The 16,341-nt window shown below is 71.7% G+C and carries 14 protein-coding genes and 1 pseudogene; 8 read left to right on the forward strand and 7 right to left on the reverse strand.

Features of this window, described 5'->3' with window-relative positions:
• Positions 1–52: 52 nt before the first annotated feature.
• The 5 genes and pseudogenes from V1L54_RS11445 to V1L54_RS11465 form a co-directional block, all read right to left on the reverse strand.
• Positions 53–790: pseudogene (locus tag V1L54_RS11445) on the reverse strand (ATP-binding cassette domain-containing protein); the annotation flags it as partial.
• A gap of 333 nt (positions 791–1,123) precedes the next feature.
• Positions 1,124–1,474, reverse strand: a complete 351-nt coding sequence (locus V1L54_RS11450; protein WP_443076589.1) for a hypothetical protein — start codon at positions 1,472–1,474, stop codon at positions 1,124–1,126.
• A 242-nt stretch (positions 1,475–1,716) separates the two neighbouring features.
• Positions 1,717–2,709 carry an ArsA family ATPase gene (locus tag V1L54_RS11455; protein ID WP_330117828.1) on the reverse strand — a complete coding sequence of 331 codons (993 nt, stop codon included), beginning with the start codon at positions 2,707–2,709 and terminating at the stop codon, positions 1,717–1,719.
• Positions 2,700–2,957, reverse strand: a complete 258-nt coding sequence (locus V1L54_RS11460) for a cory-CC-star protein (RefSeq protein ID WP_330117829.1) — start codon at positions 2,955–2,957, stop codon at positions 2,700–2,702. Before V1L54_RS11460 ends, V1L54_RS11455 begins: the two co-directional genes overlap by 10 nt.
• On the reverse strand, positions 2,954–4,654 hold the full coding sequence (locus V1L54_RS11465) for a carbon starvation CstA family protein (protein ID WP_330117830.1): 1,701 nt from the start codon (positions 4,652–4,654) through the stop codon (positions 2,954–2,956). Before V1L54_RS11465 ends, V1L54_RS11460 begins: the two co-directional genes overlap by 4 nt.
• Before the next feature lie 816 nt (positions 4,655–5,470).
• On the opposite strand from V1L54_RS11465, the gene V1L54_RS11470 reads away from it, so the two are divergent.
• From V1L54_RS11470 to V1L54_RS11500, 7 genes are all read left to right on the forward strand, one after another.
• Positions 5,471–5,896 carry a VOC family protein gene (locus V1L54_RS11470; RefSeq protein ID WP_330117831.1) on the forward strand — a complete coding sequence of 142 codons (426 nt, stop codon included), beginning with the start codon at positions 5,471–5,473 and terminating at the stop codon, positions 5,894–5,896.
• 20 nt (positions 5,897–5,916) lie between these two features.
• Positions 5,917–6,954 (forward strand): aldo/keto reductase, encoded by a 1,038-nt coding sequence (locus V1L54_RS11475; protein ID WP_330117832.1) that lies wholly within the window; start codon positions 5,917–5,919, stop codon positions 6,952–6,954.
• Between the two features lie 190 nt (positions 6,955–7,144).
• Positions 7,145–8,161: a helix-turn-helix transcriptional regulator gene (locus V1L54_RS11480; RefSeq protein ID WP_330117833.1), complete on the forward strand. Its 1,017-nt coding sequence runs from the start codon at positions 7,145–7,147 to the stop codon at positions 8,159–8,161.
• Between the two features lie 486 nt (positions 8,162–8,647).
• Positions 8,648–9,421, forward strand: coding sequence for an ABC transporter substrate-binding protein (locus tag V1L54_RS11485; RefSeq protein WP_330117834.1), 774 nt, complete (start codon positions 8,648–8,650; stop codon positions 9,419–9,421).
• 597 nt (positions 9,422–10,018) lie between these two features.
• Positions 10,019–10,279, forward strand: a complete 261-nt coding sequence (locus tag V1L54_RS11490; protein ID WP_330117835.1) for a hypothetical protein — start codon at positions 10,019–10,021, stop codon at positions 10,277–10,279.
• 218 nt (positions 10,280–10,497) lie between these two features.
• Positions 10,498–11,265, forward strand: coding sequence for a bestrophin-like domain (locus V1L54_RS11495; RefSeq protein ID WP_330117836.1), 768 nt, complete (start codon positions 10,498–10,500; stop codon positions 11,263–11,265).
• A 614-nt stretch (positions 11,266–11,879) separates the two neighbouring features.
• Positions 11,880–12,911 carry an oxygenase MpaB family protein gene (locus tag V1L54_RS11500; protein ID WP_443076602.1) on the forward strand — a complete coding sequence of 344 codons (1,032 nt, stop codon included), beginning with the start codon at positions 11,880–11,882 and terminating at the stop codon, positions 12,909–12,911.
• Between the two features lie 240 nt (positions 12,912–13,151).
• On the opposite strand, the gene V1L54_RS11505 is transcribed toward V1L54_RS11500, so the two are convergent.
• The gene (locus V1L54_RS11505; protein WP_330117837.1) at positions 13,152–13,895 is read right to left on the reverse strand and encodes a hypothetical protein; all 744 of its coding nucleotides are present in this window, start codon (positions 13,893–13,895) and stop codon (positions 13,152–13,154) included.
• Between the two features lie 776 nt (positions 13,896–14,671).
• Between V1L54_RS11505 and V1L54_RS11510 the strand changes: the two genes are divergently transcribed.
• Positions 14,672–15,184: a tetratricopeptide repeat protein gene (locus V1L54_RS11510; RefSeq protein WP_330117838.1), complete on the forward strand. Its 513-nt coding sequence runs from the start codon at positions 14,672–14,674 to the stop codon at positions 15,182–15,184.
• Positions 15,185–15,347: 163 nt separating this feature from the next.
• Here V1L54_RS11510 and V1L54_RS11515 read toward each other — a convergent pair whose 3' ends face one another.
• Positions 15,348–16,289, reverse strand: coding sequence for an alpha/beta hydrolase (locus V1L54_RS11515; RefSeq protein ID WP_330117839.1), 942 nt, complete (start codon positions 16,287–16,289; stop codon positions 15,348–15,350).
• Positions 16,290–16,341 lie beyond the last annotated feature (52 nt).

Consider the following 16,341-nt stretch of genomic DNA (forward strand, 5'->3'; position numbering starts at 1 on the left):
GGCCCCTGGTACCCATCCCTCCCCCGCACCGCTTCGGTGATCAGGCGGCGGTGAACTCGGCGACGTGCCCGTCCCGCAGCGTCAGACGGGCGCCGTTGAAGCGGGACCGCATGCGCCGGTCGTGGGTGACGACGACCGTGCCCTGATAACCGGTCAGCGCCTCCTCCAGTTCCTCGACGAGCGCGGGCGAGAGGTGGTTGGTGGGCTCGTCCAGCAGCAGCAGTTCGGGTTCCGAAGCCAGCGTCCCCGCCAGGGAGAGGCGTGAGCGCTCGCCGCCGGACAGGGTGCCCAGCCGCCGGCCGCGTTCCAGCCCGGGCAGCCCGAGTCCGTGCAGCGCGGTCTCCACCCGGGAGTCGGCCTCGTAGCCGCCGCGGGCCTGGTAGCGGTCCACCAGCGCGGCGTAACGCTCCAACAGGCCGGTGAGTTCTGGGTCCCGGCCCGTTCGGCAGGGCCGTTCGGCCAGCTCGGCCTCGGTCCGGCGCATGCCCTCCTCCAGCTCCCGCAGGTCGGCCAGGGCCAGATCGACGGCGTCCTGGACCGTGGCGTCCGGCGGCAGCTCCAGTGTCTGGGCCAGATAGCCGACACCACCGGGCGCGGCCACCGTCAGCGCACCGTTGTCCGGCTGTTCCCGCCCGGCGATGAGCTTGATCAGCGTGGACTTGCCGGATCCGTTGTCCCCGATGACACCGACCTTCTCGCCCGGCTTGACGGTGAAGCCGGTCCGGTCGAGTACGACGTGGTCCTGGTAGCGCTTGGTGATGTCATGCAGAGCGAGTTGCGCTGTCGACACGCGGGAGTCCTCCTGATCCGGGGTGAGTGATGTCGCCGCGCACACAGCAGACCGTTGGAGGAAGCAGTCGGTTCAGAACCCGCACCGTCAGGAGCGGTTCCGTCCGGCGGAAAAAGCGCATGACGAAGAAGTCGCAGCGCGTCCGTCTCCTCGGGTGTGCGCGGCCGGGCGCGGTGACGGAGCCGGGCTCGACGTCCCACACCCTCGCGGACCACACGTATCGATCACAGGGAACCCATGGGGCGACCGTAGGTGGTGCGAAGCTGCACCGGCAACCGGTCCGGCCGGAACCGGGCGGGAGGGCCGATCCGTCCTGCGGCCTTCCCGCCCGGGTCACGGCTGGGGGTGGGCCCGCACAGCGGTCGCCGGCTCCGGCCCCGCCCGCGCCTCCAGCGAGGTGCCCTGCTCGGTGTGCTCGGCGGACAGCACCCCGCCCTCCCCGTGGGCCCGGGAGACCAGGCCGCCCCGGGTGCAGGGCACCATGGCCTCGATCTCCACCTCGGGACGCGGCAGCAGGACGTCGATGAAGTCCCGCAGTGCCTCGATACCGTCTCCGGTGCGCGCGGAGACCGCGATCGAGCCCGCCTCCGCGGCCGGCAGCCGGGACAGCACGCCCGGAGCCCGGCGGACGCCTGCGAGCCCTTCGGCTTCCGTTCCGCTCCCGGCGGCGGTGCCGCCGGTCATCCACTCCCGTTCCCTCTGCTCGCCTCCCCTTCACCACGCGACCGGGGCCGGCCGTCGTACGGCCGACCCCCGGGGTGTTCGGTGGTGTCCTGGGCGTGTCGGCCCTCGACGTGGGTGGACTCGTCCGAGTCGTCGAACGTCTGGCGGCCCAGGTGAGGGTCGCCACCGGGTGGGGTGCCGGCCTGCGGCGCGAAGCCGTCGGTGTCCTGCGCGCGCCACGGACGAGCGGGGCGTTCGGAATCTCAGGGAGGGGAGGGCCCGAGCCGGTCCGCCAGCGCGGCAAGGGCCTGCGTGCCCACCAGATCCCCCGGCAGCAGCGGCACGTCGAGCAGGGGGACGTCCGGGACCCGCTGCCGCAGCCGGACGAGGTGCTCGTCCTCCTGCCTGCGGCGGCACTCGAGCAGCTCACCGGCGTCCGCCGGAGAACGGCGGTTGGCGACGAGTGCGGCCACGTCGATGCCGAGGCCGGTGAGCTTCTCGTACACCTCCATGGTCTCGGCGATCGGGAGCAGTTCGGCGGTCAGTACGAGTACGAATCCGGTCCGCGCCGGGTCCGTCACCACCTCGCGCAGCCGGGAGAAGCGGTTGCGCCGGCGCAGCAGGACGCGGCGCAGCTCGGCGTCGTGGTCGGTCTCCCTGCCGCCGCCGAGGCCGCGCACCGCGGCGCCGAACCGCTCGGACCGGTCGCGGTTGGCGAGCAGGGCCTCGGTCCAGGTGGTGAGCTGCTCGGGCAGCGCGAGCAGCCGCAGTGTGTGGCCGGACGGCGCGGTGTCGAAGACGACCAGGTCGTAGGCCTCCTCCCCGAGTTCCACCGCCTCGGCGATCCGCTCCAGCACCGCCGACTCGTGGGTGCCGGGCGCCTGCCGGGCCAGTTGGAGGTGCCGGGCGGCCGGTGCGTGCATCCGCTCGGGGAGCAGCCGCCGCATCGTCTCGGCGACCGCGGACAGGTGCTGCTCGACCGTGCGCTCCGGGTCGATTTCCAGCCCGTCGACGTGACCGGCCGTCCCCGCCCCGCAGACGAGGTCCCCGGGGCCGGCCAGGCGCACGGGCTCGTCGCCCACGGGGCGGCCCCAGAGGTGGCCGAGGTTGTGTGCGGGGTCGGTGGAGACCAGCAGCACGCGGGCGCCCGACCGGGCACGGCCGAGGGCGAGCGCCGCGGCGACGGACGTCTTGCCGACCCCGCCCTTGCCTCCGACGAAGACGGTCCTGCGCGAGGTGAGGAGGTCTAGCAGCACCCGATGTGCTCCAGTGGCGAGCGGTCCGTGCCCATGCGGCGGTGCCAGGCGTGGAAGTCCTCGTAGAGGGCGGGCATCAGTTCGGCGGTGTAGTACGCCGCCGGGTCCGGTACGCCCAGTGCCTCCGCGAGGACCACCATCGTGAAGAAGTCGTCCTCCTCGCGCCGGGCGCGGGCGAGGGTACGCCGGTAGGGACCGGCGTAGAACTCCTCCAGCCCGGCCCGGAGCGAGGCCCAGCGGGACGTCACTTCGTCAGCTCGGTCTTCTCCGTCACATCGGCGTCGAGAGCCTCGGGCGGCTCCCGGGACGCCCGCCGCATCGCGACGACCGCCTCGAAGGCGACCCACAGGGCGGCGACGATGATGACGAGGTCGATGATCAGCAGCAGCCAGTCCCGGGCGTCGTAGAAGTCGCCGAGCTGCACGACCGCGGCCCAGAACGCCATGACGAACACGACCGCGAGCGGGATCAGCGCAGGCGCCGGATTGCGCCGCTTGCGGATCAGCATGACGGCGACGATGGACAGCGTCAGGGAGGCCAGCAGCTGGTTGCTGGTGCCGAACAGCGGCCAGATGCGCAGGCCTCCCTCGCCTCCGGCGCCCTGGCTGAAGGTGAGTCCCATACCGACGGCGAGCGTGACGAGGGTGCCGGCGACATTGTTGATCCTCACCTTCGCGACCTCGCCGGCCTCCTGGACTACGAAGCGCAGCAGACGCACGCCGGTGTCCATGGTGGTGGCGGCGAACAGGATCGCCATGGTGGCCAGGACCGTGGAACTCAGCGACACGGGCAGGCCCAGGCCGCTGTTGAGGATCGCGCCGCCGCCTTCGACGAACGCCGCGACGCCGCCCTCGCCGAAGGCGCTGTAAACGGCCTCCCAGTCGGCCAGGGTGCGGTAGCCCGCGGTGGCGGCGATGATCGCGCCGAGCGCGAGCAGGCCCTCGCCGACCGCGCCGAAGTAGCCGACGAAACGGGCGTCGGTCTCCTTGTCCAGCTGTTTCGAGCTGGTGCCGGAGGAGACCATGCCGTGGAAGCCGGAGATCGCGCCGCACGCGACGGTGACGAAGAGCAGCGGCACGAGATCCGGGGTGCCCGCGGGCACGGCGTCGTTGAAGGCCGGGGCGACGATCGTCGGAGCGCTCAGCAGCACCGAGACGAACAGGATGCCGAGCCCGACGAAGAGCTGGACGCCGTTGATGTAGTCCCGGGGCTGGAGCAGCACCCACACGGGCAGCAGGGAGGCTATCCCGGCGTAGACGAAGAGGGCGACGATCCAGAAGGTCGCCGGAGACATGCCCAGGATCGGGTCGGGCAGTTCCACCGGGACGGCGTCGCCGAGGAGGATCAGGCCGTAGAGCGCCGCGACGCCGACCACGGTGACCAGGCCGAGGCTCATCCTGTAGCGGTAGACCGCCTGGCCGATCAGCAGCGCCACCGCGACCGCGCCCCAGGCGGGGATCACCGCCGAGGGCGTGGAGATCAGCAGGTTCTTGATCACCACTGCGAAGGCCGCGACCACCATCAGGAGCAGCAGGAAGATCACGACGAGGAAGAGATTGGCGCCCCGGCCGCCGATGTAGCGGCCGGAGAGCGTGCCGATCGAGCGGCCCTTGTTGCGCGCCGAGGCCCACAGGGCACCCAGGTCGTGCATGCCCGCGAAGAAGACCGTGCCGAGGGTGACCCACAGGAACGCGGGCAGCCAGCCCCAGATGACGGCGACTGCGGGGCCGACGATGGGCGCTGCGCCCGCGACCGAGGTGAAGTGGTGTCCCCACAGCACGAACTTGTTGGTCGGGACGTAGTCCACGCCGTCCTGCAGTTCGTGCGCGGGCGTCTGAAAGGACGCGTCGAGCTTGTAGACCCGGTTGCCCAGGAATCTCGAATACAGGACATATCCGCCCGCGAACATCGCGAGGCCGATCAGGAGCAGGGGAAGTGCGTTCATACGAGAGGCCCTCTGAGGTCTGGGAGACGGGGCGCCGGTCTGCACGAGGCGTGCGCCCGGCAGGCAGACAGCGGAGACGGTGGAGCGTGGCCCTGCTTGGCCGGGACGGGGAACCGGCTACGTGCGCCCCTTTCCCACAGCTTGGCGGCGAATCCGGACGCGGTGCGCCGCGCCTGGACGGCGGCTGTGCCGCAGCCCTCGGTGAGCAGCTCGCCGAGACGGAGGCCGGCCCCGACCGACTCGGGGGCACTGCTTCCGCCGTGCACGCCGTGGTCGGTGTCGCCGCCGGCTCCGGCCTCAACGCCGGGTTTACCGATGCTGGCCGAAAACGCTCCCTTCATGGTCCGCTCATGCTAAGCGACCGACCAGGCGATGAGGAGCCCCCGAAGGCTGGTGACGACCACCACGCCGGGCGGGCGCCGCACCCCCAGCCCATCCCGTTTATCCAGTTGGCGCACATTGAGCGATTCAACATAGGAAGCCGTTGTTCTATCGATCAAAGGCGTGTTGAAGACGGACCTTGGGCAGGCCGCGGTAGCGGGCATCGCCCGGGTGACGTCCTGCGGTGATCCGGCGCGGAACGAAGGGGCCAGCGTGTGCCGGACGGCGAGCCGGGCGCGGCGTTCCGCGTCGGTGACGTGGCGTACGGGCGGGCCGGCGGCGTCCGGTGACCGGCGGGGAAAGTCATCGGCATGCGAGGCGTCGTCCTCCGGGTAGAGGTCATTCCCTGGCCTCTACCCCTGTGAGTGTTTCCCCTGTCGGGGCACACGGCCCCAGCGGCCCGCGAGGGCCGGAAAGAGGAACAGGAACAACGGCATGAGCATCAAGACCGTCGCCCACATCAACCTGCGCGGCAACGCCCGGGAAGCGCTGGAGTTCTACCGGTCCGTCTTCGGTGGTGACCTCGTCGCCGTCACCTACGCCGACCTTCAGGCGGTGGCCGAGCCGAAGGAGGCCGACCAGCTCTCGTGGGGTCAGGTGACCTCGCCGTCGGGCTTCCACATCATGGCCTTCGACGTCCCCTCCGCACAGCCGTACGACCAGGGTGTGAGCTCCTACTTCGTCTCCGTCCGCGGCGCGGACGCCGACGAGATCAGCCGCTACTGGCACAAGCTCCGCGAGGGCGCCACCATCGTCTCCGACCTCGCCCCGTCCGCCTGGGCACCGCTGTACGGCATGCTCACCGACCGGTTCGGCGTCACCTGGACCCTCGACGTCGCCACCGAGTACGTCCCCTCCTGAACGGCACGAGGACCACGGACGTGAGGACACGCGCTCTGGGGCGGACCGGCATCCAGGTCAGCCCCTACTGCCTGGGCACCATGATGTTCGGGAAACTCGGCAATCCCGACCACGAGGACTGCGCCCGCATCATCCACCGGGCCCTGGACGCCGGTGTCAACTTCATCGACACCGCCGACGTCTACGGGTACAGCGAGACCGAGGAGATCATCGGCAAGGCCCTCAGGGGCCGGCGCGACAACGTGGTCCTCGCCACCAAGTTCAACGGCGTGATGGGACAGGATCCGAACCGGCGTGGAAGCTCACGGCGCTGGATCATGACCGCGGTCGAGGACTCCCTGCGCCGGCTGAGGGTCGACCACATCGACCTCTACCAGATCCATCATCCCGAACCCGGTACGGACCTCGAGGAGACGCTGTCGGCGCTCACCGACCTGCTGCGCAGCGGCAAGGTGCGGGCCATCGGCTCCTCGAACCTCCCCGCTTCGGAGATCGTGGAGGGACAGTGGCTCGCCGAGCGGCGCGGGCTGGCCCGCCTGCGCACCGAGCAGCCGACGTACTCCATCCTCAACCGGGCGATCGAGCGCGAGGTGCTGCCGGTGTGCCGGCGGTACGGCATCGGCACGCTGGTGTGGAGCCCGCTCGCCTCGGGCATGCTCGCCGGCCGCTACCGCAAGGGACGGCCCTCGGACAGCCAGCGGTTGAAGTGGGTGCCGAAGTACCTGACCGACGAGCGGGCCCTGGACCTGGTCGAGCAGCTCATCGCCCTGGCCCGGGAAGCGGGGATGCCGATCACCCACATGGCGATGGCGTTCGCCGTGAACCACCCGGACGTCACCTCGGCGATCATCGGCCCGCGTACGCTCGCGCACCTGGAGGACCTGCTGGCGGGCGCGGGCGTGGTGCTGGAGGACGCGCTCCTGGACCGCATCGACGCGCTCGCCCCGCCCGGCACCGACATCGCGACGATGGACATCGCCTATCGACCGCCGGCGCTGCAAGACCCCGCACTGCGCCGCCGTCCCGCCGCCGAGCGGGCGGCGGCCCCGGCCGGGTGAGGATCGCCCGGCCGGGGGGATGATTCCCGCGGCGCGTACCGCCGGGCGGCCCGCACGGGCCGTCCGGCGGGCACTGCCGGAACCCGGTCCACCCGCCGGGTACGGAGTGAACGACACCGGGACGGACCGGACCAGCGCCCTGCCGCGGGGCAGCGGTCGACAGCCCGGGGGAGCACGAGAGGACGGGAATGTGCCCACCAGCTCAGCACCGGCAGCATCTCAGCGCCTGCTCAACCTCCTGAGCCTGCTCCAGACCCGCCGGGACTGGCCGGGCGCGGTCCTCAGCGAACGCCTGCACGTCAGCCCGCGCACCCTGCGCCGTGACATCGACCGGTTGCGTGACCTGGGCTACCCCATCACTGCGACCAAGGGACCCGACGGCGGTTACCGGCTCGGGGCCGGTACTCAGCTGCCGCCCCTGCTTTTCGACGACGACCAGGCCGTCGCTCTCACCATCGCCCTGCGGACGGCCGTGGTGAGCGGCGCCGGGATCGAGGAGGCGGCCGGACGCGCGCTGGCCACGCTGAGCCAGGTCATGCCGGCCCGGCTGCGCGCCCGCATCGACGGCTTCGACGTCACCCCGGTCGCGCACACCGAAGGGGACGGCCAGCCGGCGGATCCTCAGACGCTGCTGGCCATCGGCGCCGCCATCCGCACCCGTGAAGAGCTGCGCTTCGACTACCGCACGCCGGGGCGGCCGGAGGACCACGAGGCCCTCCGGCCGCCCCGGCAGGTGCAGCCCCATCACCTCGTCGCCCGTGCCGGACGCTGGTACCTCATCGCATGGGACCCCGGGCACCAGGACTGGTGTGTCCACCGTGTCGACCGGATGACGGTACGCAGCCCCAACGGCCCCCGCTTCGCCCCCCGCGAGCCGCCCGGCGGCGACGTGGCGTCCTTCCTGGCCGCCCGCTTCAAAGGCGCACAGGACACCGACACCTGGCCCTGCCGGGCCGACGTCGTCATCGGTCTCCCTCCCGGCCGGGTCCTCCCCTTCATCGGGGACGGCATCGTCCTGGCGACAGAGCCCGACCGCTGCCGTGTCAGAGTCGGCTCCTGGTCCTGGGCCGGCTTGGCAGCATGGCTGCTGCGGTTCGACGCCGATATCGAGGTGGTGGACTGTCCGGCCCTCCGCCGCGCCTTCGCCGTCGCAGCCGCTCGATCGGCCCGTGCCGCCGGAGGCGACGACACCGACGCGGCCGGGTGAGCCCCTGCCCGGCGCGGCGAGGCGTGCACGGTGACGTCCAGGCCCCCCCGGCGCAACGCCGTGCTCACCGGGACCGCCGAGCTCGCGGGTCCGGCCCTCCTGGCCGTCCGTGATGCCCGCGGGGATACGGGCCTTGCAGGTGTGCTGCTCCTGGGCGCCCCTCCTTCCCCCTTGCTTACAGGTGGTGCAGGCCTGTGCCGCCGCCTTCCCGCCTGTCCTGGTGGCGTAGGCGGAACAGGCGTCGTGGGCAGTGATTCGCAGGGAGGTGATCACGCCGTCGGCCGGCTTCCGCATGGTGTGCCGTCAACCCGAGGAACACCCCGCCGCCAGCTCCGTAAACAGCGACCGCAACGCACCTGTCGACCAGCGGCCAGAGCGCCCCGGAGGGCCGGGCGGCCACTCCCGCCCAGCCACGTCCGGCAAGGCGTTGCCGACAGCCAACCACACCGACCTCTCCCAGGGCTCCCAATAATTCACGGAGGCACTGTGCTCCCCCTTCCGAGTCGGCAGGTTCCCGCCCTTGCACCGACGGCGGTCCTCTGGAACGACGGCCCGCAGGGCTCGTGGTCGCGGCACGGGGAGCCGGGCTTCGCGCCGGCCGCCCGCGCACTCGGCCACCATCTGGTGGGCCCGGCAGGCTACACCGAACCGGCCACCGGCCTGTCCGGCCGCATCGAGGCGTTCGCCGCCGCAGGTGCCGACATCGTCACCAGTGCGGCCACCGCCCGGGATCTGGCCTTGTTCCGTGCTCTGGCCGCCGAGCACGGCAGCACGCCCCGGCTGATCACCTGTTCGCGCTGGCTCGTCTACCCGCCCTCCGTCACCGGCGACGGTGACCGGCCCGCGCAGGCGAACACCGCCACCCTGGTCTACTGGACGCCGGCCCACCCCTGCCGCTTGTCGCTGGACGGCATGACCACCGCCGAACTGGCCGGGGCGTACGAACAGGCCACCGGCAGGCGGTGGCTCCAGCCGCTCGGTCTGGCCTACGCGCTGTTCGAAGTCGCCGTGCACGCCCTGCGGACCGCTGCCGATCCCGCCGACCCGGCGGCGGTCGCCGAGGTGGTGGGCCGTACCCGCCTGGAGACCATCGCCGGACCACTGGACTGGACGGCCGGGCCGGTGCCGAATGTCGCGACCGTACGGCTGGCGGGTGGGCAGTGGCAGCCGGGGACCCGCCATGACCACGAACTGGCGGTGGTGACCAACCGGCACGTCGAGGGACTGCCCGTCACCGCCGACCTGCTGCCCCTGCGGTGACCACGCGGCCAGGGCCGCACCGGGGCGAACCGCTCCGGGCGGGCGCGTGGCGGGTGCGAGGCAGGTATGACGGCTGGGACGGAGTACGACTTGCGCCTGTCCCGCCCCAGGGCGCCCGTGCCGCTGTCCGCGGCGCGCACCCGGGCGCACGTCCTCACCCCCGGGACGCGCTGTGCCTTGTTGACGTTTGTCCCGGCGATGGCGGCTCCGCCGGAAAACTCATTGGCGACCTCGTCCCGTCTCACCGGGAATCACTGCATCGAGGGATCCTCTCCCCGTTCTCCTGCGCCTGTCGTCCCGGGCGCGTAAAGGAAAGACTGTGAGCCGAGAACACAGCAGGCTGGGTGCGGGCGCGGTGGTGGCCGGGACACTTCTCGCGTTCATCGCGCCGGACAGTGCCCGTGCCGAGGAGCGGACCGGTTCCGGGCTTACCCTGCCGGGCATCGAGGTCCGGGCCGGGGACGACGCCAAGGCTCGACCGGCCGAAGGTCACCCTTCCCTGGTGGTCCTGGCACGGTCGGACTGTCCGGGCCTGTCCGTGACGATCGCGGTCGGCGGACACCTCGGCATACGGCTCGACTTGATCTCGGGCCGTCCGTGCCTTCCGCCCTCACCTCTTCCTCCGCCGCCCACGCACACGGCTCCGCCCCCGCCCTCACCCACGTCTCCCCCGCAGACGACTCCCCCGCCGTCTCCTCCACCACCCGCACCCGCTCCTTCCCCGCCGCCCGCGCACACGCCCCCACCCTCACCCTCTCCCACGTCTCCCCCACCCACCGCCACAATGCCGGCGTCCCACCGGACGGCCGTGCCCACCGCCGCGCCGCGGCCCCCGGAAAGAACCGCACCACCCCGTGAGGTCCCCCTGCCGGAGCACGCCGGTTCCTCCCCGGGTGCTTCTCCCCCGGCCACGATCCGCGCTACCGCCCCGCGCCACCGTCCCGGCTCCGGCCTCCCGCTCATCGGCCGCGTCCTGCTGATCGTCGCTCCCGCCGTGCTGGCCGCCGCCGCCCTGCGTCCTCGTTCCGGTGCGAGTTCCCGCTCCCGCCAGGCCCTCTGATACCCCGGGGAACCCCATGGCCGAATGGCTCTTCCTGCTGCTCACCGTCGCTGTCTCCTGCGCGGCCGTCGTGACGGTCATCCTGCTGCGTCAGCGCCGGGCGGGCGAGGACGACGACCCGTCCGAGACTCCCGACGTCATCGAGTACATGACGATGATGATCGGTGTGGTGTACGCGATCGTGCTCGGTCTGGCCATCGCGGGCGCCTGGGAGGGCCGCTCGGCCGCCGAGGAGTGGGTGCGCCAGGAGGCGCAGGCACTGCACGAGGTGTGCGAACGCGCCCAGGCCTATCCCGCCGCGGACCGCGACCGCGTCTGCGGCGACGTCGACGCCTATGTCCGCCACGCGGTGACAGTGGAATGGCCTCACATGGCCGAGCACGGCGAGGCGACCGAGCGGGGGGCGCTGCTCTTCGACCGGCTGCGGCGGAACGTCACCGACTACACTCCGGTCACCCCGCGCGAGGCGCAGACGTACCAGTCCCTGGTGGACCAGGTCGCCGCCGCCGACGAGGCCCGTACCGCCCGTGTACAGGGTGCCGAGCCGACGCTGCCCGGCGTGGTGTGGTTCGGGCTGGTGGCGGGCGCGGTGATCGCGGTGGGCATGGTGTTCGCCCTGCAGATCCAGCGCTCGGGCCGTGAGCTGGTGCTGGCCGGCCTGTTCACCGCGCTGATCACCTTTCTCCTCTTCCTCGTCTGGTACTTCGACTCACCGTTCACCCGCGGGCTGGAAAATCCGTCCGAGGCGTTCACCGTGCTCTTCCCGCGAGCCGCGGGCGACTGAGACCACCTCGCGCCTTCCACCGGGTGGGCTGCCCCGGGGAAGGGCAGCCCGTCCGGCCACGATTCCGGCGGGCAGCGCTCTTCGTCCTCTCCTGGTCGGGCGGGGAGCGGAGACCTGCCGCCCGCTGTGACGACTCGCGACTGTTACGCGAATACCAGTCCAGTCGTTCACCCGAATGCTGATACGCCCCGCCTCGCCCGACCGTCTCGGCCAAGCTGTCGACGGGATGACACAGGGCGACTGGCCGGCCCGGCAGCGCGATGACCGGTGCTGCCGGCGTCGCGCTTCGGGGAGGGGGCACGGTGACGTACAGGATGGAACGAGAGCGCGGCCCGGAGGGCAGCGACACGCTGCTACTGGCCGCAGGAGCAGCGGACTGAACGCTGGAGAACCTGACCACCGCCTTGGACGGCCTGCGTCGCCTGCTCGGCCGGGCGGACCTGGCCGACCTGGCAGAAGCAGGCAGGACCTCAGGACCCGCGGACGACTGGCGCTGGACCGCCTGGCCACCTCACCGCCGCCGGCGTACTTGGAGGTACTGTCCCGGCACGCCGCCGCCCGACGCGCCGAACGCGGCAATGGCTGACGGCAGCGCACACAGCGCCACGCACGCCATGGTGATGCCCGGCGGCGAAGCTCAGACTTTCAAGGGCCGTATCGACGACGTACTGCGCCGCTTCGTCACGGAGGAGGCCGACCGGTTGCTGGCCCTCGACGCGGAGCTGGCGCCGGTGGCCGAGCAGTTGCGCGCCGTCACCGCTCACGGCAGGCGGCTGCGGTCGGCGTTCTGCTACTGGGGGTGGCGGACGGCCGGGCAGCCCGACAGCGACGCGCTGGTGCGGGCCGCGACAAGGATGGCCGAGACCGGGCAGTTCACCGTCCACCTCATGCGGCCCGACGCTTTCGAGGCCGGCGGCCGCTTCGTCCCCGCCGCGCAGAAGGTCCGCCTGCTGCACGCCGCCGTCCGCCACCACCTCAAGCGGGAGGGCCGCTGGGACGTCGAGGGGCTGGGGACGCCGATCTGCCAGGAGGACATGATCGGCGGGCAGATGTTCTTCTCCCTGCTGGTGCTGGACTCCCTGCACCGCCTGGGCATCCACATGTCCGCCGAGGGCGCCGAGGCCTACTACTACGCCTGGCGGGTGGTCGGTGCCATGCTCGGTGCCGACCAGGGCGCCGCGCCCGAGGACCTTCAGGCCGCCCGCCGCTTCCTGGACCTGTACCTGGTCCGCCGCATGGGGCCGTCCGAGGAGGGCGCCCGCCTGACCCGGCAGCTGATCGATCTGTACGAGGAGGTCGTCCCCGGCACCTTCTTCGACCCGATCGTCTCCGCCCTGATCCGCTACCTGACCGGTGACACCTGCGCCGACTGGCTCGACGTTCCCCGCACCTCCTGGGATACCGCCGTCAAGGCCGCTCCCGCTGTACTGGGCGTGCTGGAGACCCTCGAGGACCGTTCTCCGCTGGGTGCCTGGGCCCTGGACCGGCTCGGACACCTCACCACCGTCTTCGAGCTGTCCACCCTCACCCGCGGCCGGGTGATGCACTACGCCATCCCCGAGCAGCTCAAGAAGGATTACGGCGTCTCCACCACCGTCCCCCGCTCCCGCCGCTGGACCCCGCCCGCCCCCACCATCGCCTCCTGAGAGGAAGGCAGGAGACTGCCTTTCGCCGGGGTGCTCCCTGCGGCATCACGGCCGACCGCCGGCGCCCGCCGGGGAGCAGGCCCGGCGGCGGGGCACCTGACGCCGCCATCGACCGGTCGGTGGGCCCGGGACCGCGCGGCCGTCTTCCCGGTCCCCGTGTCCGGACCGGCGACGAACCGTCCGTGTGCTGGGCGCAGCGGTCGCCGCGGCAGCGTGCGGCGGGCCCATCGGCGGTTCCTCTCAGGCGAGCGTGCTTTCTTCGACGTTTTCCATGCGCCCGTAGAGCACCTGCTCGTTGACCTCCAGATCGTTGATCAGTCTCAGACAGGCGGTGATGCCGTTACCGACCAGTTCCTCGGCGACCTCTCCGTACTCGACCTGGAACACGGTGTTCGGCGCCCGGTCGTCGTGCGCGGCTCCCCGCGGGTCCCGCCATGTCCCCTGGGCCCCGATCTCGGTCGCGGCACGCAGCACGAAGGAGATGGCGTGCGCCTTGCCCCGCGGCACGGTCAGCGTCAGCAGCTCCCGCTCCACCCGGTGCAGCGTCACGCCGGCTTCCTCGTCACCGAACAGCAGGGCATACAGCAGGTCCTTCGCCTCGCGCAGCAGCTCTTCACCGGCCTCCGTGCGGTGTTCCGGACCGATCAGACCAGGCGATCCCTTGGCGGGCGGAGCCACCAGCAGGCCGTCCTCGATCAGGGCCTGCCGGGTCAGTCTCCGGTACCGGCCCACGTACTGGCGCAGGAGACCGAGGTCGACGGACCGGGCACGGAGGCGCTCCATCCGCGCCTGCCGCTCCTCTTCCGGCTCCGACCACTGTGTCTCCCGGCCGCCCGGCGGCCGCTCCTCTCGCTGGGCCGGCAGCCCCGGCGTGAGAGCGAGGTCCAGGAGCTGTTCCAGCAGCCACTCCCGCGGCCGGTCGGCGACGGCCTCGCGGACCCTTTGCCGCAGTTCCTCGCGCATCTCCTGACGGACCTGTTGCACGATCGCAGTGATACCTGTTGCATGCGTCATGCCGCCGGACTCTAGGGCCGGGCGCCGGCGCGCGGCCCGGCTTCGGCCCGCGATCAGTCCTGCGGGTGACGTCTGAGCGCCGGACCCGTGACCGCCGGACGAGATCACCGCCGGCGGCGGTGCCGAGGTGCTGTACGAGCCCGCCGCCGATGACGCGTCGAAGCGGTCTCCGGACAGCGCCGCTCCGCGAGAGGAAAGGCGCAGGAGAAGCTGGTGGAAACGCTTCCCGGGTGAACGCTCCTGACCTCCTCCCGCGCAGCGCAGGTCCCCGGCGTGATGCGCCGGGGACCTGCGTGTCACTGACGCGGGTAGTCACCGGTACCGGCCGGGCAGCCGGTCTGAAGGGCGGTCAGCGGCAGCAGGGGTCGGAGCAGCGGGTGTGGACCCGTACGTCGTCGACGACGGGCCCGTGGTGTCGGCGTACGGGCCGATGTGCACAGCCAGGTACGGCTGAAGGTGCACAGCGTCTTGTAGGGGGCGGCGACCTGTAAGCGGTGTCGACACCACCGGGCCCTCTCGGTTGACAGACTTGCAGACGCGGGGAACCGGGGCGCCGCTCGTCACAATCGGTGGCTGACAGTAGCCCGCCCTCGGCGAAGCAGGTATCCGCATCTGCCGGGGAGCACGGCCCGTCGAATATGGACGCCAACGCTGCCAACGCCGGGCCGACCCACAGGTGGGCGCCTGCGGGCGAGGCTGCGCTACGGTGAGCCGATCTCCGGACCCGTACGCATGGGGGCGCAGCAGTGACGACCGACGTGACGCCCGAACTGGCCGAGGCGATCCAGCGTGGCTACGACCGGCGCGACCGGGCGAACATGGCGCCGACGATCGCCTACTTCCAGACACTGCTCGCCGAACACCCCGATCACCCGGTCCTCACATACGAGGTGGGTGGCGCCTACGACACCGCGGGCCAGGAGGAAACCGCCCGCGGCTACTACGAGCGGGCGCTCGCCCTCGGCCTCGACGGTGACGCCCTGCGCCGGTGCCTGTGCCAGTACGCCAGCACCCTGAGGTGGCTGGGCGAGCTGGACGAGTCGCTAGCGGTGCTCGACCGGGCCCGCAGAGAGTTTCCCGGCTCGGACTCCGTACGCGTCTTCCGCGCCCTGACACTCAACGACGCCCAGCGGCCGGACGAGGCGGTGGCCGAGTTGCTCACCGTCGTCACCGGGCACGCCGAGGTCACCGACCTCGGGCGGTGGGCGGCCGGACTGCGTGGCCTCGCCCAGTGGCTCGCCGACGGCCGCCCCGAATAGGAGGCATCCACCCTGCACAGGGCCGGCGCAGGAGGGCCTTGGCCGGTGGGCGTGCCCGTCTGCCACCACCGGAAGTGAGCCAGAGCCGAACGTCTTACAGTCCCTTTTCTTCGTTTGGGGGGAGCAGGGGTGCGTGTTCGGCGCCGGTCGCCCGGCGGGAAGATCAGAGGTACTTCGTGAAGAACGGGGACAGGTGAGCGGTTGCCTGGTCGACGTACTCGGGGATGTCGTAGAGGGCGACGTGTGTGGCGCCGTCGACGAGGACCAGCTCCTTGGGGCTGTTCACGCGCGGCAGGAGCTGCTCGGCCTGCCACAGGGAGCCGGCCTTGCTGCCGGCGACCAGGAGCAGCGGCTGGGTCAGCAGCGTCTCGACCTGATGGAACGCGTCGAAGGCGTAGATGTTCGCGATGCTGGTGAACAGCATGCGGTTGTCGGAGCGGGGGTGCTGGGCCCGCGGCGTGCGGTAGTAGTCGTGGGCCTCGGCCATGTCGGGGACCGTGGTCTCGTCCACCGTCTCGGCCACGTACGGCACGATGGCGGCGTCGGCGCCCGCGGCTTCGGCGGCCCGCTGCTGCGCCACCGCGTCGAGCGTCGCGAGCTGCGTGGCGACGGGCTCGGTCCCGTCCCAGCCCAGGCGGTAGGCGGCGCCGATGTCGATCGGGCTGACGGTGCCAACGGCCTTGATACGGCGGTCGGTCATCGTGGCGTTGACGGCATAGCCGGCGCCGGCGCAGATGCCCAGTACACCGATGCGGCCGGCGTCGACGTAGCCGAGCGTGGACAGGTAGTCCACGGCCGCCCGCACGTCCTCGGCCCGGGAGGCGGGGTCTTCGAGGTGGCGGGGCTCACCGCCGCTCTCACCCTGGTGGGAGGCGTCGAAGGCGAGGGTGACGAAGCCCTCGCGGGCGAGCTTTTCGGCGTAGAGGCCGGCCGTCTGCTCCTTGACGCCGCCACCGGGGTGGACAGACACGATCGCCGGGTGGGACCGGTCCTCGGAGAAGCCGTCCGGGAGGTGGAGGTTCCCGGCCATGGTGACGCCTGCGTTGGTGAAGGTGACGTTCCGCATGCTGATGTCCTTCGCTGATCTGGCCAGGAGAGGGGTCATGAGACCACCGCTCTCCTGATCTGGGTGAGAGCCCGCAGAGCCGGTCCGAAAC

The organism is Streptomyces rubellus, from assembly GCF_036323805.1.
Lineage (GTDB): Bacteria > Actinomycetota > Actinomycetes > Streptomycetales > Streptomycetaceae > Streptomyces.

Excerpts from the sequence above, each read along its gene's own strand:
- V1L54_RS11450 (WP_443076589.1), bottom strand. The coding sequence starts at position 1,474 with ATGACCGGCGGCACCGCCGCCGGGAGCGGAACGGAAGCCGAAGGGCTC.
- V1L54_RS11500 (WP_443076602.1), top strand. The coding sequence starts at position 11,880 with ATGGTGATGCCCGGCGGCGAAGCTCAGACTTTCAAGGGCCGTATCGAC.
- V1L54_RS11515 (WP_330117839.1), bottom strand. The coding sequence starts at position 16,289 with ATGACCCCTCTCCTGGCCAGATCAGCGAAGGACATCAGCATGCGGAAC.
- V1L54_RS11495 (WP_330117836.1), top strand. The coding sequence starts at position 10,498 with ATGGCCGAATGGCTCTTCCTGCTGCTCACCGTCGCTGTCTCCTGCGCG.
- V1L54_RS11465 (WP_330117830.1), bottom strand. The coding sequence starts at position 4,654 with ATGAACGCACTTCCCCTGCTCCTGATCGGCCTCGCGATGTTCGCGGGC.
- V1L54_RS11470 (WP_330117831.1), top strand. The coding sequence starts at position 5,471 with ATGAGCATCAAGACCGTCGCCCACATCAACCTGCGCGGCAACGCCCGG.